Source organism: Rhodococcus sp. Chr-9, from assembly GCF_000801125.1.
Lineage (GTDB): Bacteria > Actinomycetota > Actinomycetes > Mycobacteriales > Mycobacteriaceae > Rhodococcus > Rhodococcus pyridinivorans.
Genome location: NZ_JTIZ01000122.1, coordinates 336,741 through 355,814 on the forward strand (window position 1 = coordinate 336,741; position 19,074 = coordinate 355,814).

A 19,074-nucleotide genomic window follows, 5' to 3' on the forward strand; every position below is an offset into this window, starting at 1 on the left:
TGGTCGGGGTGCGGTTGACGGAGTTCTACGAGGTGGTCCGGGACGAGTTCGGACAGATGCACGGCGATGCCCTGCTGCGCGATCACGTGCTGCTTTCGCTCGGTGGACGGACGGCGGCCGAGGCGATCGAGGCGGGACAGGAGCCCCGGGAGGTATGGCGCGCTCTCTGCGACGAGTTCGACGTCCCACCCGTGCGGCGGTAGCCGCGGAGCCGGTCGGGGCTGTTCCCGACCGGAATCGGTGCAGGAGTAGATGCCGGAATCGATTTTCTGTCCGACCGGGATGAGACCATTCCTGGCGTACACGAAGCGACCGGATTTCGAACACGTGTTCGGCTATGCTGGGAACGCCGGGTGGGTTGTCCACAGGTGGTGATTCCATCCACAGATACGGCGTTTCCGCGGTCGCGACAGCGAACTTGTCGGTGCCGGGTTCTAACGTCGTCGACAACAAGGACGAGATTCTATTAAGGGGACCAAGATGGCAGCACAGGCTCACGACCGCGAGAAGGCGCTCGAGCTCGCCCTCGCGCAGATCGACAAGAGCTTCGGTAAGGGCTCGGTGATGCGCCTGGGCGAGGACGTCCGTCCGCCCATCGCAGTCATTCCCACCGGGTCGATCGCACTCGACGTGGCTCTCGGTATCGGCGGCCTGCCACGCGGGCGCGTCATCGAGATCTACGGCCCGGAATCCTCGGGTAAGACGACGGTGGCCCTCCACGCGGTCGCCAACGCGCAGGCCGCCGGCGGCATCGCGGCGTTCATCGACGCCGAGCACGCCCTCGATCCGGACTACGCGCGCAAGCTCGGTGTCGACACCGACGCCCTGCTCGTGTCCCAACCCGACACCGGTGAGCAGGCCCTCGAGATCGCCGACATGCTCATCCGCTCGGGTGCGCTCGACATCATCGTCATCGACTCGGTCGCGGCGCTCGTGCCCCGCGCCGAGATCGAGGGCGAGATGGGCGACAGCCACGTCGGTCTCCAGGCCCGCCTGATGAGCCAGGCACTGCGCAAGATGACCGGTGCGCTCAACAACTCCGGCACCACCGCGATCTTCATCAACCAGCTGCGCGAGAAGATCGGCGTGATGTTCGGCTCGCCCGAGACCACCACGGGCGGTAAGGCGCTGAAGTTCTACGCCTCCGTGCGTCTGGACGTGCGCCGGATCGAGACGCTCAAGGACGGGGGCGACGCGGTGGGCAACCGCACCCGCGTGAAGGTCGTCAAGAACAAGGTCTCGCCTCCGTTCAAGCAGGCCGAGTTCGACATCCTGTACGGCCAGGGCATCTCGAAGGAGGGCTCGCTCATCGACATGGGTGTCGAGCAGGGCTTCATCCGCAAGTCCGGCTCCTGGTACACCTACGAGGGCGACCAGCTGGGGCAGGGCAAGGAGAACGCCCGCAAGTTCCTGCTCGAGAACACCGATGTGCGCGACGAGATCGAGAAGAAGATCAAGGAGAAGCTCGGCATCGGTGCCGTTCTCACCGATCCGAGTGATGTCGAGGAGCCGGTCGACTTCTAGTCACCGCCCACGGCCCCACGGGGGCACGGACGCACGTCGTCCGTGCCCCCGTGGCGTATCCGCACCCGGCCACGCTGTCGGTGCGTCCGGCTACTGTGCGCGTCATGGACGACTCCGAGGAACGACGCCCCGACGCTCGGCGCGAACGACGCGGACGGCGGCGCTCGGCTCGCACCGAGCAGGAACTGCCCGGCGGCGGCACCGAAGCGCAGGCCAAGGACGTCTGTCTCCGTCTGCTGACCGATCGGGCACGCAGCCGATCCGAGCTCGCAACGAAGCTCGAGCAGAAGGGGTTCGCGTCCGACGTCGCCGAACGTGCCCTCGACCGTCTCACCGAGGTCGGGTTGATCGACGACGCGGATTTCGCCAACCAGTGGGCACGTTCACGGCATCTGCACGCGGGGAAGGGTAAGCGCGCGATCGCACTCGAACTGCGCCGCAAGGGAATCGACGCCGACGACGCGGCGGCTGCCCTCGAGCAGATCGACACCGCCGACGAACGGGAACGGGCGGTCGAACTGGTCCGCAAGAAGCTCCGCACCCAGCCGCCGCTGCCCACCGAAGGGGATCGGCGCGAGATCGCGGCCGAACGCGACAAGTTGGTGCGGCGGCTGGTCGGGATGCTGGCCCGGCGCGGCTACGCGCAGGGGATGGCGTTCGATGTCGTGCGGGAAGAACTCGCGACGTTCGGTGCCGACGCGAGCGACCTCCCGCACGACTGAGCCCGACTGCGAAACGCCTGGGCTCGACTGCGAACTTCGCAACCGCAGTGCTGCTGCTACTTGCGGCCCTCGCCGCTCAGGTCCAGGCCCGGCACCGACATCGTGGGCATCGTCTGCGGCTCTTCGGCCGCCACGGCACCCTTCTTCCGCTTCCCGGATCGCAGACGCTTCTCGAGCCAGATCGCGAACTGTGTCAGCGCACTGTTGAGGATGATCATGATCGCCGCGACCACCAGCAGCGACGGCAGGTAGTTCTGGAAGAACGCGCCGAGCTGCTGGCCGGAACGCACCACTTCGACATAGCCGATGAGGTAGCCGAGCGCGGAGTCCTTGAGCGCGATCACCATCTGCGACACGATCGCCGGGAGCATGACCGTCACGGCCTGCGGCAGCAGGATCAGTCGCATGAGCTGGTTCTTCCGCATGCCGATCGCGTAGGCGGCCTCGCTCTGACCACGCGGAAGCGATCGGATGCCCGCGCGCACGATCTCGGCGATGACCGAGCCGTTGTACAGGGTCAGGCCGGTGATGACCGCCGCGAGCGCGAGATATCCGGACTTGAAGACGCGGTACTCGGCGAACACCTGGTAGGCGAAGATCATCAGGATCAGCACCGGGACGGCGCGGAACAACTCGACGATCGTGCCGGCGATCCAGCGGACCCACCGGTGGTCGGACAGACGCGCGATACCCAGGACCGTGCCGAGCACGAGTGCCAGCACGATCGACGCGACGGCCGCGATGATCGTGCCGCGGATGCCGGGCAGCAGATAGGTGGTCCAGCTGGACGATTCGACGAACGGCTCCCACTTGGCGGCCGTCAGCTGTCCGTTGGCGTCGAGCGCGCGGTAGACGATCCAGCCGACCAGGACGAGGAGCGCGACCACGACCACCGACAGGATCCGGTAGAGCGCCTTGGCGCGGGGCCCGGGTGCGTCGTAGAGAACGGTTCCGTGTGCACTCATCGGGCGACCTCGTATCGCTTGCTGAGCCGGCCGAAGAGCAGGCCGGTGGGAAGGGTGAGGATGACGAATCCGAGCGCGAAGATGCCACCGACGACGAAGATGGCCGCTTCGTTCTCGATCATCGTCTTCATCAGCAGCGAGGCCTCGGACACGCCGATGACGGAGGCGATCGTCGAGTTCTTGGTCAACGCGATGAGCACCGAACCGAGCGGGGCGATGACCGCGCGGAAGGCCTGGGGGAGGACGATCAGGCGCAGATTCTGGCTGAAGGTCAGACCCAGCGAGCGGCCGGCCTCCGACTGTCCGAGCGAGACCGTGTTGATGCCCGAGCGGAGCGACTCGCACACGAAGGCCGCCGTGTAGACGCTCAGGCCGAGCACAGCGAGTCGGAAGTTGTTGTCCACCAGGAAGGTCGGCGACGACTCGGAGGCCAGCTTGATGCCGAGCGTCTGGGACAGACCGAACAGGCAAAAGATGATGATGAGGGTCAGCGGGGTGTTCCGGAAGATCGTCACGTAGGCGGCGCCGACGGCACGCGCCACCGGGATGGGGGACACGCGCATCGCGGCGAGGATCGTTCCGAGGATCAGTGCACCGATCGCCGAGATGACGGTCAACTGGATCGTGGTCCAGAACGCGTCGAGTAGCTGGCTGCTGTACTTGCTCAACAGATCCACAGGTCACTCCGGGATCGAGGGGACGGGTGGGAGTCCGGAACGGTCCGGCCGGTCCGTGGGATTACGGACCGGCCGCACCGCCGGACGTGACGGGTGGTACCCGTACTCGGTGACGATCGACACTCAGTAGCGATCGACGCTCGGCTGCTCCGGGAGCTCGTAGCCCGAGGCGCCGACCGTCTCCTGGAATGCGGCCTCCCACGCACCGCTGGCGATCATCTCCTCGATCGCGTCGTTGATCGCATTGCGCGACTCGTCGTCGCCCTTGGCGAGACCGATGCCGTAGCGCTCGGTGGTGAACGGCTCACCGACGACCTTGAAGTCGCCCGGGCTCTGCGCGGCGTAGCCGGCGAGGATGATGTCGTCGGTGGTCACCGCGTCGACCGCGCCGTTGCGCAGCGCCTCGACACACAGCGAGTAGGTGTCGAACTCCTGGAGCTGGACGTCCTGCGCGTAGTTGTCCTTCACGTTCTGGGCCGGGGTCGAACCCGCCACCGAGCACAGGCGCTTGCCGCCGTTGAGCGAGTCGGGTCCGGTGATCTCGGTGTCGTCCGCGCGCACGAGGAGCGACTGGCCCGCAATGAAGTACGGGCCGGCGAAGTCCACCTTCTCCTTGCGGGAATCGGTGATCGAGTAGGTCGCGACGATGTAGTCGACCTCACCGTTCTGGATGAGGGTCTCGCGCTGGGCGGACGGAGCTTCCTTGAATTCGATGTTCTCCTCGGACACACCGAGCTGACCGGCGACATACTTGGCGACCTCGACGTCGAACCCGCTGAACGAACCGTCCGGGTTGCGCAGGCCCAGGCCCGGCTGGTCGAACTTGATACCGACCGTCAGGGTGCCGTTCTCCGCGGACTGCGAGACACTGCGCGTCTCGTCGCCACCGCACGCCGTGGCGACCACTGCCACGGCGACGGCGCTGATGCCCAGGCGGATGGAGCGGGACAATTTCATCGAATACCTCCGGTGCGGTTCGGAACTACGTCCGACGGACCGGGTGGCCCGTCGGTGCGGGAATCAGGTCAGTGACTGAGGATCTTGCCGAGGAAGTCCTTGGCGCGATCGGATTTCGGTGCGGTGAAGAAGGTCTCGGGATCGGTGTCCTCGACGATGCGACCGTCGGCCATGAACAGAACGCGGTCGCCGGCCTTGCGGGCGAATCCCATCTCGTGGGTGACCACGACCATCGTCATGCCCTCTTTCGCGAGGGAGGCCATCACGTCGAGGACCTCCTGGACCATCTCGGGGTCGAGGGCGGAGGTGGGCTCGTCGAACAGCATGACCTTGGGATTCATCGCGAGCGCGCGTGCGATCGCCACGCGCTGCTGCTGGCCGCCCGACAGCTGCGCCGGGTATTTGTCGGCCTGATTGGCGATCCCGACCCGGTCGAGCAGCTGCATCGCCGACTCGCGGACCTTGTCCTTCTTGATCCTGCGCACCTTGAGGGGGCCGAGCATGACGTTCTCGAGGATCGTCTTGTGGGCGAAGAGGTTGAACGATTGGAACACCATGCCGACGTCCGAACGAAGGCGGGCGAGTGCCTTGCCCTCCTCCGGCAGCAGGGTGCCGTCGACGTGGATCTCTCCCGAATCGATCGGTTCGAGCCGGTTGATGGTGCGGCAGAGGGTCGATTTGCCCGAACCCGACGGGCCGACGACGATGACGACCTGTCCTCGCGGAATCTCGAGGTTGATGTCCTGCAGTACGTGCAGGGATCCGAAATGCTTGTTCACCCCGTTCATGGAGATCATGGACGAGCTGGTGTCCGACTTCTCGGACGGACGATCCGTTCCGGCGGCCGCTGATGTCATATCTGCAGACCCTATGCCGTCCGACGCCCGAGACTTCGCATTTCGGGACACCTTCGACACGCGCGTCACGGGATTTTTACTGCACGAGCAGTATCGGATACCTCGACGGGGCCCGCGCCGCCGGCGCGAGGAAAGGGGACCCGCCGAGGTGAGATACCCTGAGACGTGTCACTGATCGACGAAGAACCCCCCCGTACCGGTGCCCGGACCTACGAGGTCCGCACCTACGGCTGTCAGATGAACGTACACGACTCCGAGCGTCTGTCGGGGTTGTTGGAGGACGCCGGCTTCACCAAGGCCGCGCCCGGCGCGTCACCGGATCTGGTGGTCTTCAACACCTGCGCGGTGCGGGAGAACGCCGACAACAAGCTGTACGGCAATCTGAGTCATCTGCGTCCGGTCAAGGACGACAACCCCGACATGCAGATCGCCGTCGGAGGCTGCCTCGCCCAGAAGGACCGCGACACGGTCGTGAAGAAGGCGCCCTGGGTCGACGTGGTCTTCGGCACGCACAACATCGGCAATCTCCCCGCACTGCTCGAACGCGCGCGGCACAATCGCCGTGCCGAGGTCGAGATCCTCGACGCCCTCGAGGCGTTCCCCTCGACGCTGCCCGCCAAGCGCGAGTCGTCGTACGCCGGATGGGTGTCGATCTCCGTCGGCTGCAACAACACGTGCACCTTCTGCATCGTGCCGTCGCTGCGCGGCAAGGAGGTCGACCGGCGCCCGGGTGACATCCTCGCCGAGGTGCAGGCGCTCGTCGACGAGGGCGTGCTCGAGGTGACACTGCTCGGCCAGAACGTCAACTCCTACGGCCGGTCCTTCGCCGATCCGGAGCAGCCCCGCGACCGGGGCGCCTTCGCGTCGCTGCTGCGCGCGTGCGGCGACATCGAGGGCCTCGAGCGGGTGCGCTTCACGTCCCCGCATCCGGCGGAATTCACCGACGACGTCATCGACGCGATGGCGCAGACCCCCAACGTGTGCCCGCAACTGCACATGCCGCTGCAGTCCGGCAGCGACCGGATCCTGCGCGCCATGCGCCGCTCGTACCGCAAGGAACGCTTCCTTGGCATCATCGAGCGGGTTCGGGCCGCGATGCCGCACGCCGCGATCACCACCGACATCATCGTCGGTTTCCCCGGTGAGACCGAGGAGGACTTCCAGCAGACCCTCGAGGTCGTCGAGAAGGCGCGTTTCACCAGCGCGTTCACCTTCCAGTACTCGAAGCGTCCCGGCACGCCCGCAGCAGACATGGAGGGTCAGGTCCCCAAGGCCGTAGTGCAGGAGCGCTACAACCGTCTGATCGCGCTGCAGGAACGCATCACCCTCGAGGAGAACCGCAAGCTCGTCGGCACGGAGGTCGAACTGCTCGTCGCGGCGGGGGAGGGTCGCAAGAACGCCGAGACCGCCCGGATGAGCGGGCGTGCCCGCGACGGCCGCCTCGTCCACTTCCGTCCCGAGGGCGCGATCGACACCGCGGTGCGTCCCGGCGACGTCATCACGATCGTCGTCAGCGACGCCGCGCCGCACCACCTCGTCGCGGACACCCCGATCCTCACGCACCGCCGTACACGTGCGGGTGACCACTTCGAACAGGGCCGGTTGCCCAAGACACCGCCGATCGGTGTCGGACTCGGACTGCCGAGCATCGGCGTCCCCGACCCGCTGCCGCCTCAGATGGGATGCAACGCATGACCACCGACAAGCCGCACGATCACCACGCGACGGGTGACGTACGCGCCGAACTCGAAGCCGCCGAACGGAAGGTGGCGAGCGACATCGACCCGGGCGCCCGGGCGATGTTCGTCGCGATCGCCGTCCTGATCCTGCTGGCGACCTTCAGCCTGCCCCACGCCGGATCCGCCAACGGGTGGGAGGTGCTGTCCTTCGCCCCGGAGGCGACCACCGAGGAGATCGGTCTGCCGTCGCGGCTGTTCGTCGGCTTCGCAGTGGTCTTCGCCGGGCTGGGCTCGATTCTCGCGCTCGTCACCCGCAAGTGGGCGTTGGCGTGGGTGTCCCTGGCCGGCTCGGCGGTGACCATCGTCTTCGGCATGCTCGCGATCTGGTCGCGCCAGACCCTTCCCGTCGAGTCGTCCGCCGCGGGACCGGGATTCGGTCTCGTGATCGGATGGTTCGCCGTCATGGTGATCGTCTTCCACTGGGCCCGCGTGGTGTGGGCGCGGACCTCGGCCCAGCTCGAGGCCGAGGCCGAGTTGCGGAAGGTCGCAGCACAGCACGAGCGGCCCCGCCTGATGCGCGACGACCCCGAGGCCTGACGCCTCCGGCACGAACACGACGATCCCCCTCTCCGGGACCGGGAGAGGGGGATCGTCCGTCTCGGATGTCGCGGGGTCAGCGCTCGCCGACGGCACCTTCGGCCGCGTCGGCCCACTCGCGCCACTGCGCGGCCTGGGCGAGAGCCTTCTCGGCCTCCTTCGCCCGGCCGGCGGCGGTCGCCTTGGCGGCCTGCTCCTCGAACTGACGCACCCGCTCACGGAACTGGGCCGCACGCGCGAGGGCCTCGGGATCGGTGCGGCGCCACTCGGAATCCGCGGCCTCGCGCACCTTCTTCTCGATGGCCCGCAGACGGCCTTCGAGATCGTGCATGCGCTCGCGCGGCACCTTGCCGATCGCCTCCCACTGGTCCTGCAGCTCGCGCAGGCGCGCCCGGGCACCTTCGAGATCGGCCGACGGGTCGATCGAGGAGGCCACCTCGAGCAGGGCCTCCTTCGCGCGGGCATTCTCCTCGAACTCGGCGTCGCGCTCGGCGTTCGCGGCGTTGCGTGCGGCGAAGAAGACGTCCTGGGCGCCCTTGAACCGCTTCCACAGCTGGTCGTCGGCGTCCTTCGGTGCCCGTCCGGCCGCCTTCCACTCGGCGAGCAGGTCGCGGAAGGCCGCGGCGGTGGCACCCCAGTCGGTGGAGTTCTGCAGCTCCTCCGCCCGGGCGACGAGTTCTTCCTTGCGGCTCTTCGCCGCGGCGCGCTCGCGGTCGAGTTCGGCGAAGTGGGCTCCGCGACGCCGGTTGAACGCCTCGCGTGCCTTCGAATAGCGACGCCACAACACGTCGTCGACCTTCCGGTCGACCCCGCGGATGGTCTTCCACTCCTCGAGGATCTCGCGCAGCCGGTCGCCCGCGGCCTTCCATTGGGTGGATTCGGCGGCGATCGTCTCGGACTCGGCCGCGAGGGCCTCCTTGCGGGCCGTGCTCTCGGCGCGCCGACGCTCCTTTTCCTGCTTGGCGAGAGCCGCAGCCTCCTCGGAGTGCTCGATGATCGCGGTGAGCCGGGCGGCGAGCGCATCGAGATCACCGATGACGGCGGCGGTCGGCAGCGACTCGGCCAGTGCCTCGGCGGCCGCGTGCGTCTTCTTCACGTCGGCGGTGCCGGAGGTCAACCGGGTCTCGAGGATCGCCACCTCGGTGACGAGATCGTCGTAACGGCGTCCGAAGTGCGCGAGGCCCTCGGCGGCGTCGCCTGCCTGCCACGATCCGATGCACCGCTCGCCCTCGCTCGTGCGGACCCATGCGGTGCCGTCCTCGTCGACGCGTCCGAACCGACTCGGATCGCTCGCGGGCACCGCCGGTACGTGGGGGTGCGTCTGGGCCGCGACGGGATGCGGCTTCGGGGGTGCTGCGGTGGAACTGCCGTTCTCTCGGCCCGCGGGGCCGGGCGTCGCAGCATGGGCTCGGGGTGTGGCGGGGCCGGGACGCGGGGTCCGCTCCTGCGTCGACTCGCCGGTTCGGTCCTGTGCGTTCGGGTCGCTCATCGATACCTCATCTCTGCCGCGCGGCACGGCTGCCTGGTCGCATGGGTCTACCGCCGGTCGATCCCGGGGCTCCGCGATCGTGTCCGCTCACTATTGAAACAGGTCGTGTCCATGCAGGGCGCCGGGTCCGGTGGACTACGGTTGCCGATGTGTTGACCGCCGCGGCGTTCGTGCCGTCCCCACCGCTGCTCGTCCCCGAGCTCACCGGTCTCGCCGTCTCCGAGACCGACGATCTGCGCGAGGCGGTTCTCGAGGTCGGTCGCAGCCTGTCCGGTGCCGCGGAATGGGTGGTCGTGGGAGCCGAGACGGCCGAACAGACCGTTCCTTCCACCGCGCGCGGAACCTTCCTCGGGTTCGGTGTCGACGTCACGGTGCAGCTCGGTCCTGAGGCCGCCGGTGAACCCGATCCCGCGCTCGCGTTGACCGCGCTGGTGGCCGGCTGGATCCGCGACCGCACGGCACCCGGCACCCACGTGACGACCCACGTGGTGGCCGCCGACGCCGACGCCGCCCACTGCGCCGATCTCGGCCGCGACCTGCGTGCGGAGCTCGACCGCGACGATCTGCCGCGAGCACTGCTGGTCGTCGCGGACGGAGCGACGACCCTCACCGCCAAGGCGCCCGGCGCCTACGATCCGCGCTCGGAGGAGGTCGAGGCGGCCCTGGCCGCAGCGCTCGGCGCCGGCGACACGGAGGTGCTCGCGGCGCTCGACCCCGACCTGTGTTCGGACATCAAGCTGACCGGCCGCGCTGCCTGGCACGTCCTGGCGGCCACCCTCGGAGCGCGCCCGCGCTCGGCGTCCGTCACCTACTCCGCCGCGCCCTACGGCGTGGGCTACCACGTGGGGATCTGGACACCGTGAGCGCAGAAAGCACCGGTCCCGCCGACACGCTCGTACCGATCGCGGTGGTGGGCCCCACCGCCACGGGCAAGTCCGATCTCGGACTGGACCTCGCCGAAGCGCTCGGCGGCGAGATCGTCAACATCGACGCGATGCAGCAGTACCGCGGGATGGACATCGGGACGGCCAAGCTGGCACCGGACGAGCGTCGCGGGATCCCGCACCATCAACTCGACGTCCTCGACGTCACCGAGACCGCGACGGTCGCCCGCTACCAGCAGGCCGCGATCGCCGACGTCGAGGCGATCCTCGGCCGCGGCCGCCTCCCGATCGTCGTCGGCGGATCGATGATGTACGTGCAGGCACTGCTCGACGAATGGCAGTTCCCGGCGACGGATCCGCAGGTCCGTGCCAAGTGGGAGGCGGTGCTCGAGACCGAGGGGCCCGCCGCGGTCCACCGGGCGCTGCAGAGCGCCGATCCCGCCGCCGCGGCGACGATCCTGCCCACCGACGGCCGCCGCATGGTCCGCGCGCTCGAGGTCGTCGAGCTGACCGGGCAACCGTTCGCGGCGTCGCAGCCGACGATCGGTGAGCCCCGCTGGGGCACCGTGATCCTGGGCGTCGACCGCGACACCGCCGAACTCGACGACCGCATCGCGCGGCGCACCGACCTGATGTTCGAACGCGGCCTCGTCGACGAGGTGCACGGACTCCTCGAAGTCGGGCTGCACGAGGGCGTCACCGCACGTCGCGCGATCGGCTACGCACAGGTGCTCGCGTACATCGACGGGGAGTACGACCTCGACCACGCACGCGAGCGGACGTTCATCGGGACCCGGCGCTACGTGCGACGGCAACGCTCGTGGTTCCGCCGCGACCCGCGCATCCACTGGCTCGACGGCGCCGACCCCCACCTGCTCGACGTCGCGTTGCGGGCCGTCCGGGACGCACGCACATCACCGGCCTCACCAGCCCGATAAGGTAGCGCGCATGGAGTTCAGCAAAGGGCACGGAACCGAGAACGACTTCGTGATCCTTCCGGATCCCGACGCCCGCCTGGACCTCGACGCAGGCCGGATCGCGGCCCTGTGCGACCGGCGTCGCGGGCTCGGCGCCGACGGTGTGCTCCGCGTGGCCCGGGCCGGGGCACTGGTGTCGGCCGGCGCGCTCGGAGAACTGCCCGAGGGCACCGACGCCGACGACTGGTTCATGGACTACCGCAACGGCGACGGATCCATCGCCGAGATGTGCGGCAACGGTGTGCGGGTGTTCGCGCACTATCTGACCGCGCACGGGTTCGAGGACCGCCGCGAGTTCGTCGTCGGCAGCCGGGCGGGAGGCAAGCCCGTCACCGTGCACGAGACAGGACCGGTCCTCGGCGAGGTGACCGTGGACATGGGGACGGTGCGCACCCTCGGCGAGTCGGCGGCGACCATCGACGGGCGGGTCTATCCGGGCATCGGCATCGACGTCGGCAACCCGCACCTCGCGTGCGTGGACCCGCACCTGAACGATACGAGCCTTGCCGGTCTCGACCTCACCTCGCCCGGCTTCGACCCGGGCTTCTTCCCGCACGGGGTCAACATCGAGTTCCTGACCCCGATCGCGGCCGGGACGGTCCACATGCGCGTCCACGAACGCGGCGTGGGGGAGACCCGCTCGTGCGGAACCGGCACGGTGGCCGCGGCTGCTGCGGCCCTGCGCTTCGACGGCGCATCCGACGGCGCGGTGCAGGTGCGGATCCCCGGTGGCTCGGTCGAGGTGCGCATAGAGAACGGTCGCGCCTGGTTGCGCGGGCCGTCTGTGCTGGTCGCGACGGGAGAACTCGACGACACCTGGTGGTCGGCGCCGATCTGATCGGCGCCGCTCGGCCCGGCCGGCGCGCACTTGGGTACCCCCCGCGCGGATGCGGCAGAAAAACTCGAATGCACCGATTCGGGCTTCGTGACACCATGGAGGTGTATGACGAACACACAGCGCATGCATCGCGCAACCACAGATGACAGCACTCCGACCGCGTACGACGCATCCGGAGGCTGGACCGCCGAGGATCCGTCCGTCGGCGAGATGCAACTCGAAGACCGTAGCGCGTTGCGGCGTGTGGCCGGTCTGTCCACCGAACTCGAGGACATCACCGAGGTCGAATACCGCCAGCTCCGACTCGAGCGTGTCGTGCTCGTCGGTGTCTGGACGGGCGGAACGGCCGCCCAGGCGGAAGCGAGCCTGGCCGAGCTGGCCGCGCTCGCCGAGACTGCGGGCTCCGAGGTCCTCGAAGGCCTGGTCCAACGTCGTGACCGGCCCGATGCCTCCACCTACATCGGCTCCGGCAAAGCCGACGAACTCCGGGAGATCGTCCTGTCCACCGGCGCAGACACCGTGATCTGCGACGGCGAACTCACCCCCGCCCAGCTCACCGCGCTGGAGAAGGTCGTCAAGGTCAAGGTCATCGACCGGACCGCGCTGATCCTCGACATCTTCGCCCAGCACGCCACCTCGCGAGAGGGCAAGGCACAGGTCTCCCTCGCACAGATGGAGTACATGCTCCCGCGTCTGCGTGGCTGGGGCGAATCGATGTCGCGGCAGGCAGGTGGACGTGCCGGCAGCAACGGCGGTGTGGGCCTGCGCGGTCCCGGTGAGACGAAGATCGAGACCGACCGTCGCCGGATCCGTGAGCGGATGGCCAAGCTCCGTCGCGAGATCAAGGCGATGAAGGCCGCGCGCGACACCAAGCGCACCCGGCGTCTGCGCAACAAGATCCCGTCCGTCGCGATCGTGGGATACACCAACGCCGGTAAGTCGAGCCTGCTCAACAAGCTCACCGGCTCCGGTGTCCTGGTGCAGAACGCACTGTTCGCGACCCTCGACCCGACGACCCGCCGGTCGGCGCTGCCCGACGGCCGCGAGTACGTGCTCACCGACACCGTCGGTTTCGTCCGGCACCTCCCGACCCAGCTGGTCGAGGCGTTCCGGTCGACTCTCGAGGAGGTCGCCGACGCCGATGTGCTGCTCCACGTCGTCGACGGCTCCGACCCCATGCCCACCGAGCAGATCAAGGCGGTGCGCGAAGTCGTCACCGAGGTACTCCGCGAATCGGACGCACCGCCGCCGCCGGAACTGATCGTCGTCAACAAGATCGATGCCGCCGACCCGGTCACCCTGACGCAGTTGCGCAGCGCGATCCCCGGCGCGGTGTTCGTCTCCGCGCACACCGGCGTGGGCGTCGAGGAGTTGCAGACCCAGCTCGCGGGTCTGCTCGAGGATCCCGACGTCGAGGTGAAGCTGCTCCTGCCGTACACCCGCGGTGATCTGCTCGCGCGCATCCATTCGGACGGTCAGATCCTGTCGTCCGAGCACGAGGTGGACGGCACGCGGGTGCACGCGAAGGTGCCGGCAGCGCTGGCGTCGGCATTGGTCGACTTCGCGGCCTGATGCGGGTCGTACGCCGGGCGGCGCTGCTCGCTGCCGTCGCGGCGTTCGTGCCGGTCTCGCACGCAGGCGCGCAGGACACCGGGATTCCGGTCGCGGATCTGCCGACCGAGATGCTGTGTACCCCCGACGATCCCGTGCTCACCGAACTGTCCGGCCTCGCGACGATCGGCGACCGGCTGCTCGCGACGCCCGATGCCGGGGAGGACGAACGCATCGTCGAACTCGACGACGATTGCTCGGTGCTGCAACGCGTTCCGTCGCCCGTCGATCCCTACGACGTCGAGGATCTCGCCGCGGGGCCCGACGGCCGGTTGTGGCTCGGGGATCTCGGCGACAACACCCGCGTCCGCGAGACGATCGCNATCTCCCTCGACCCCGACACCGGGCAGGGAGATCTGCACCGGCTGACCTATCCCGACGGTCCCCGCGACGCCGAGACCGTGCTCGTCTCCGCGACAGGCGAACCTGTGATCGTGACGAAGGCGCTGTTCGGCTCGAGCAATGTCTACCGGCCCGCACGCGGACTCACGATCGACGGCCTCCCCGTGCCGGGACCTGCCCCCCTCGAGAGGGTCGGGTCGCTGGCACTCGGACCGTCGGACACCCCCGGCGGTCCCATTCCCGGTGCGTCCTCCTCGATGATCACCGGCGGTGCGGTCAACGCCGACGGGACGGTCGCGGCGGTCCGCACCTACACCGACGTCTACCTGTTCCACGTCCCCGACGGCGATCTCGCGTCCGCTCTGGTCGCCGGTCCGCGCTTCCGCGTCCCGGTCCCGGACGAACCGCAGGGCGAAGCCGTCGCATTCACCGCCCGACGGTGACCTGGTCACCGCGTCCGAGCGCGGCGCGGCAGGCACGGAGAATCCACCGATCCGTATCCGTCGCGGTGCGACCGATCTCTTCGCACCCGCGGACGACGATGCCGCGGACGAGATGTCGCCCGCGGCACTGCCGGTCGTCGGTGCGGGCGTGGCCGCCGGAGTCATCGCCCTCGGGGTGCTCGGACTCGTCGTCCGGCGCCGCGCCCGCCGCTGAGATCAGACGCCGCGACCGCGGCCGAGATCAGACGCCGCGACCGCGGCTGAGATCAGACGCCGCGACCGCGGCCGAGATCAGGCGTCGAGGTCCGCGGCGACCAGCTCCGCGACCTGCGCGAGGACCGCGTCGTCATCGCACGAGATCGTGACCTGCGTGCCCTTTTCTGCGCCGAGCGTCATGATCATCAGGGCCGAACCGGCGTCGACGGGCTCGCCGCCGTCGACCGCGAGGGTCACGGGGACACCGGCCGCGACCACGGCCTCGGCGATGATCCCTGCAGGACGGGCGTGCAGGCCGATGGACGAACCGACGGCAACGGTGGTGCTGGGCATGGGAATCTCCTTCGTGGTGGGGAAGTGCAGGAAGTCGGGTAGATCAGGCGCGTGCCGCTGTGATCAGGAGCGTGCCGCTGTGATCAGGAGCGTGCCGCTACGGGCTGGGGGTTCGCCTCGTCGGCGGCAACCCGGGCGGGACGCGTGATCGACTTGGCGATACTGACCGCGAGTGCGGCGACCACCGTACCGGCTGCCAGTGCGATCAGGAACCACACGACGCGGTCCATCGCGAACAGCACGAACAATCCGCCGTGGGGAGCGGTGAGCGTGACACCCGTCGCCATGACGATGCCGCCGGTCACGGCGCCGCCGAGCATCATCGACGGGATGACCCGGAACGGGTCGGCCGCCGCGAACGGGATGGCGCCCTCCGAGATGAACGATGCACCGAGCAGCCAGGCGGCCTTGCCGTTCTCGCGTTCGGCCGTGCTGTAGAGACGCGGACGCACCAGCGACGACAGTGCCATGGCGAGCGGCGGAACCATACCGGCGGCCATGACCGCCGCCATGATCTCGAGCGAACCGGTGTTGGCGACGTCGAGACCCGCGACCGCGAAGGCGTAGGCGGCCTTGTTGACCGGTCCGCCGAGGTCGAAGCACATCATCAGGCCGAGGATCGCACCGAGCAGCACCGCGGAACCACCGGACAGACCGTTGAGCCAGTCGGTGAGACCGGTCGTGATCGCGGCAAGCGGGCGACCGAGCAGCAGGAACATGAGCCCACCGACGATCAGGCTCGCGAGCAGCGGGATGATCACCACAGGCATCAGGCCACGAGCCCAAGTGGGCAGCGGGATACGGCCGACCCACAGGGCCGCGAAGCCGGCGATGATGCCGCCGACCAGACCGCCGATGAAACCGGCGCCGACGAAGACGGCCACCGCACCGGCGGTGAAGCCCGGAGCCAGACCCGGACGGTCCGCGATCGCGAAGGCGATGTACCCGGCCAGTGCCGGGACGAGGAACGAGAACGCCAACGAGCCGATCTGGTACAGCGCCGCACCGAGATAAGTGCCGAGCCCACCCTCGGGAAGGTTGGTGAGCGTGTTGTCGAGGACGATGTCGGCGGCCGAGTCGGTGATGTCGGGACCGGCGAGCAGGAAGCCCAGAGCGATGAGCAGACCACCGGCCGCGACGAACGGGATCATGTAACTCACACCGGTGAGCAGGATCTGCCGCAGCCGGGTACCCCAACCGAGGTCGCTGCCGCTCTCCGACTCACCCGCCGGGGCGCCCGCGGTGCCCTCGACGGTGCGTGCGGACGGATCGGTGGCGGCCCGCAGGGCCTCGTCGACCATGGTGTCCGGTTCGTTGATCGCGCGCTTGACGCCCGATGCGATCACGGGCTTCCCGGCGAACCGTTCGCGGCCCTTGACCCCCACGTCGGTGGCGAAGATGACGGCGTCGGCGCCGGCGATCACGTCGGGGGGCAGGGGAGTGCTGCCGCTCGATCCCTGCGTCTCCACCCGGACCGTCACGCCCGCGCGTTCACCGGCGGCGGCCAGCGCATCGGCGGCCATGTAGGTGTGCGCGATACCGGTCGGGCACGCGGTGACCGCGACGATCGTGCGGCCTCCGGGCTGTTCCGCGCTCTGCGGAGGCGCGACCGCCGGCTTCGCAGCGGCTGTCGGTGACGGCTGTTCCGGCGCTGCGGTCGAGCCGGCAGGAGCGCTGCCCGACGACTCCGGTCGGGGCGGGAGGACGTCCTCGACCAGCGCGATGACCTCGTCCGCGGACGCGGCCGCGCGCAGCGACGCGACGAAGTCCGGGCGCACGAGTGCACGAGCGAGAGCGGTGAGCAGCTTCATGTGGTCGCCGCCCGCACCTTCGGGCGCGGCAATGAGGAAGACGAGGTCGGCGGGTCCGTCGGGCGCACCGAAGTCGGCCTTCGGGGACAGCCGGGCGAAACCGAGCGACGGCGTGGTCACCGCTTCGCTGCGTGCGTGCGGGATCGCGATTCCGCCGGGAAGGCCGGTGGCGGACTTGGCCTCCCGTTCGAGAACGGCCGCGGTGAGTGCGTCGGCGTCGGATGCGCGACCGTTCGCTGCGAGACGCTCGGCGAGCGCGGCGATGACGGAGTTCTTGTCGGATCCCAGGTCTACATCGAGCGAGACGAGTTCCGTGCCGATGATCGAGGAACCGCCTGCGGAGCCGGAGGTGGTGTCGGACATGACGTTCCTTAGGAGTGGGAGGGGAGCGGTCGGGGTCGGCGGTGGACGTCGGTGACGTGCACTCGGGATGGATCGACGGAATCGGTTGTGGGCAGGGCTGTTCCGGGGAGCGTGACGGCTGCGGTTCCGTACGCCACGGCGAGGCGCAGGCACTCGTCGGGGGGGTGACCGGCCTGCTCGGCGAGCAGATATCCGGCGAGCGACGAGTCGCCCGCGCCGACCGTGCTGCGGACCGTGACGTCGTCGGCGGTGGCCCGCCACGCGCCGGTGGCGGTGACCAGCACCGCGCCCGCACCGCCGAGGGTCGCGAGTACCGCGCCGACCCCGCGTTCCACCAGCACCCGTCCCGCGTCGACCACGGCGCCGACGTCTCCTGCGGCGGCGCCGGATTCGAGTTCGTGGGCGTCCGCGCCGGTGAGCTGGGCCAGTTCGTCGGCGTTCGGCTTGATCACGTCCGGGGCCGCCGCGGGGAACCGCTCGGCGAGGGCGAGCAGTGGCCGCTCGGAGGTGTCGACCGCGATGCGGCATCCGAGACCGCGCAGGGCACCCACGAGATCGGCATACCACGACTCGGGCACACCGGGAGGAAGAGAACCGGACAGGACGGTCCACGCGGCTCCCTGCGCGCATTCCAGCAGGACTGCGTGCAACTCGCCGAGTGTGCGTCCGGTGCAGGGGGTTCCGGGTTCGTTGAGTTTGGTCGTGGTGCCGTCGGGTTCGGCGACGGTGATGTTGTTGCGCGTCGGCCCGGAGGTGGGCACGGCCCGATGGGCGATGCCCTGCTCGTCCAGCGCGGCGAGCAGAGGATCGCCGGCGTTGGCCGGGAGAACGGCGACGACCTCGGTCGTCGCGGCGTGCAGCACACGCGCGACGTTGATCCCCTTGCCGCCCGGATCGACGGTGGATCGCTCGGTGCGATGCACCTTCCCGCGCTCGAGCGGGCCCGTCAGCCCGACCGTGCGATCGAGACTGGGGTTGGCCGTGAGCGTGACGATCATGTCGTCACCACCTCGATTCCGTGTTCGATGAGTTGCCGACGGTCGGTGTCGTCGAGATCGGTGTCGGTGACCAGAACGTCGATCGGTTCGAGCGACGCGAAGCTCAGCAGATTGCGCCGACCGACCTTCGACGAATCGGCGACCACGACGACCCGGTCGGCGGTGCGCACCATCGCGCGCTTGACCGCGGCCTCGTCGGCGTCGGGGGTGGACAGGCCGTGGTCGATGCTCAGCGCGTTGGTGCCGATGAAGGCCACGTCGACGTGCACCGTCGACAAGGTGGCGAGGGCCTCGGCACCCACCGCGGCCTGCGTGACACCGCGGACGCGACCGCCGAGCAGGTGCAGCTGCACGGTGCTCATTGCGGCGAGGCGCGCGGCGATCGGCACCGAGTTGGTGACGACGGTGAGGTCGACCTCGGGCGGCAGCGCTCCGACGATCCTGCCGGTCGTGGTGCCGGCGTCGAAGAGCACGCTTCCGCCGGACGGCGGGAGGAAGGACGTCGCGGCGGCGGCGATGCGGTCCTTGTGTTCGGCGCGGGTGTGTTCGCGCTCGGAGAGGGCAGGCTCGGCCACCGAGAGCGAGGCGGCCGGGATCGCGCCGCCGTGAACCCGCCGCACGAGGCCCAGGCGTTCGAGGTGTGCGAGGTCGCGGCGCACGGTCTCGGTGGTGACGCCGTACCGGTCGGCGAGCACTGCGACCGACACGCGGCCACGTGCCGCCACCAGTGCTGCGATCGCCTGCTGCCGTTCCTCTGCGTACACCGACACTCCTGGGGGTACCCGATCTGT

The 19,074-nt window shown here is 69.1% G+C and carries 18 protein-coding genes and 2 pseudogenes; 11 read left to right on the forward strand and 9 right to left on the reverse strand.

The window, feature by feature from the left end; all coding sequences use genetic code 11:
* Positions 1-8: 8 nt before the first annotated feature.
* From QR64_RS20690 to recX, 3 genes are all read left to right on the forward strand, one after another.
* Positions 9-203 carry a DUF3046 domain-containing protein gene (locus QR64_RS20690; protein ID WP_006551291.1) on the forward strand — a complete coding sequence of 65 codons (195 nt, stop codon included), beginning with the start codon at positions 9-11 and terminating at the stop codon, positions 201-203.
* Between the two features lie 277 nt (positions 204-480).
* Positions 481-1,524, forward strand: a complete 1,044-nt coding sequence (gene recA, locus QR64_RS20695; protein WP_006551292.1) for a recombinase RecA — start codon at positions 481-483, stop codon at positions 1,522-1,524.
* A 104-nt stretch (positions 1,525-1,628) separates the two neighbouring features.
* Entirely contained in the window at positions 1,629-2,246 is a 618-nt protein-coding gene (recX, locus tag QR64_RS20700) for a recombination regulator RecX (protein WP_033096537.1), read from the forward strand.
* Between the two features lie 56 nt (positions 2,247-2,302).
* On the opposite strand, the gene QR64_RS20705 is transcribed toward recX, so the two are convergent.
* The 4 genes from QR64_RS20705 to QR64_RS20720 form a co-directional block, all read right to left on the reverse strand.
* Positions 2,303-3,211, reverse strand: coding sequence for an amino acid ABC transporter permease (locus tag QR64_RS20705; protein ID WP_006551295.1), 909 nt, complete (start codon positions 3,209-3,211; stop codon positions 2,303-2,305).
* Positions 3,208-3,888 (reverse strand): amino acid ABC transporter permease, encoded by a 681-nt coding sequence (locus QR64_RS20710; protein WP_006551296.1) that lies wholly within the window; start codon positions 3,886-3,888, stop codon positions 3,208-3,210. Before QR64_RS20710 ends, QR64_RS20705 begins: the two co-directional genes overlap by 4 nt.
* A 123-nt stretch (positions 3,889-4,011) precedes the next feature.
* Positions 4,012-4,845 carry a glutamate ABC transporter substrate-binding protein gene (locus tag QR64_RS20715; protein WP_039587021.1) on the reverse strand — a complete coding sequence of 278 codons (834 nt, stop codon included), beginning with the start codon at positions 4,843-4,845 and terminating at the stop codon, positions 4,012-4,014.
* A gap of 68 nt (positions 4,846-4,913) precedes the next feature.
* On the reverse strand, positions 4,914-5,642 hold the full coding sequence (locus tag QR64_RS20720) for an amino acid ABC transporter ATP-binding protein (protein ID WP_200886530.1): 729 nt from the start codon (positions 5,640-5,642) through the stop codon (positions 4,914-4,916).
* A gap of 225 nt (positions 5,643-5,867) precedes the next feature.
* Between QR64_RS20720 and miaB the strand changes: the two genes are divergently transcribed.
* Both miaB and QR64_RS20730 read left to right on the forward strand, forming a co-directional pair.
* Positions 5,868-7,397: a tRNA (N6-isopentenyl adenosine(37)-C2)-methylthiotransferase MiaB gene (miaB, locus tag QR64_RS20725; RefSeq protein ID WP_006551299.1), complete on the forward strand. Its 1,530-nt coding sequence runs from the start codon at positions 5,868-5,870 to the stop codon at positions 7,395-7,397.
* Complete coding sequence (locus QR64_RS20730; protein ID WP_039587025.1) at positions 7,385-7,978, forward strand: hypothetical protein; 594 nt, start codon at positions 7,385-7,387, stop codon at positions 7,976-7,978. The genes miaB and QR64_RS20730 overlap by 13 nt, the downstream gene beginning before the upstream one ends.
* Positions 7,979-8,054: 76 nt before the next feature.
* On the opposite strand, the gene QR64_RS20735 is transcribed toward QR64_RS20730, so the two are convergent.
* On the reverse strand, positions 8,055-9,467 hold the full coding sequence (locus QR64_RS20735) for a DUF349 domain-containing protein (RefSeq protein ID WP_039587027.1): 1,413 nt from the start codon (positions 9,465-9,467) through the stop codon (positions 8,055-8,057).
* 149 nt (positions 9,468-9,616) lie between these two features.
* On the opposite strand from QR64_RS20735, the gene QR64_RS20740 reads away from it, so the two are divergent.
* The 6 genes and pseudogenes from QR64_RS20740 to QR64_RS28925 all read left to right on the forward strand — a co-directional run.
* A complete protein-coding gene (locus QR64_RS20740) occupies positions 9,617-10,330 on the forward strand; it encodes a hypothetical protein (protein ID WP_039587028.1) in 714 nt (237 codons plus the stop codon).
* Positions 10,327-11,289 (forward strand): tRNA (adenosine(37)-N6)-dimethylallyltransferase MiaA, encoded by a 963-nt coding sequence (miaA, locus tag QR64_RS20745; protein WP_006551303.1) that lies wholly within the window; start codon positions 10,327-10,329, stop codon positions 11,287-11,289. The genes QR64_RS20740 and miaA overlap by 4 nt, the downstream gene beginning before the upstream one ends.
* A 10-nt stretch (positions 11,290-11,299) precedes the next feature.
* On the forward strand, positions 11,300-12,166 hold the full coding sequence (gene dapF / locus QR64_RS20750) for a diaminopimelate epimerase (RefSeq protein ID WP_006551305.1): 867 nt from the start codon (positions 11,300-11,302) through the stop codon (positions 12,164-12,166).
* Between the two features lie 105 nt (positions 12,167-12,271).
* On the forward strand, positions 12,272-13,738 hold the full coding sequence (gene hflX / locus QR64_RS20755) for a GTPase HflX (RefSeq protein ID WP_006551306.1): 1,467 nt from the start codon (positions 12,272-12,274) through the stop codon (positions 13,736-13,738).
* Positions 13,738-14,099, forward strand: a pseudogene (locus tag QR64_RS28920) (hypothetical protein); the annotation flags it as partial. The gene hflX and the pseudogene QR64_RS28920, both read left to right, overlap by 1 nt.
* A gap of 1 nt (position 14,100) precedes the next feature.
* Positions 14,101-14,776, forward strand: a pseudogene (locus QR64_RS28925) (hypothetical protein); the annotation flags it as partial.
* Between the two features lie 77 nt (positions 14,777-14,853).
* On the opposite strand, the gene QR64_RS20765 reads toward QR64_RS28925, so the two are convergent.
* The 4 genes from QR64_RS20765 to QR64_RS20780 all read right to left on the reverse strand — a co-directional run bounded on the left by QR64_RS20765 (position 14,854) and on the right by QR64_RS20780 (position 19,047).
* Positions 14,854-15,111, reverse strand: a complete 258-nt coding sequence (locus QR64_RS20765) for an HPr family phosphocarrier protein (RefSeq protein ID WP_006551308.1) — start codon at positions 15,109-15,111, stop codon at positions 14,854-14,856.
* A gap of 83 nt (positions 15,112-15,194) precedes the next feature.
* Complete coding sequence (locus tag QR64_RS20770; protein ID WP_039587029.1) at positions 15,195-17,285, reverse strand: fructose-specific PTS transporter subunit EIIC; 2,091 nt, start codon at positions 17,283-17,285, stop codon at positions 15,195-15,197.
* Positions 17,286-17,293: 8 nt separating this feature from the next.
* On the reverse strand, positions 17,294-18,283 hold the full coding sequence (pfkB, locus tag QR64_RS20775; RefSeq protein ID WP_039587031.1) for a 1-phosphofructokinase: 990 nt from the start codon (positions 18,281-18,283) through the stop codon (positions 17,294-17,296).
* Positions 18,280-19,047, reverse strand: coding sequence for a DeoR/GlpR family DNA-binding transcription regulator (locus QR64_RS20780; protein ID WP_019289185.1), 768 nt, complete (start codon positions 19,045-19,047; stop codon positions 18,280-18,282). The genes pfkB and QR64_RS20780 overlap by 4 nt, the downstream gene beginning before the upstream one ends.
* Positions 19,048-19,074 lie beyond the last annotated feature (27 nt).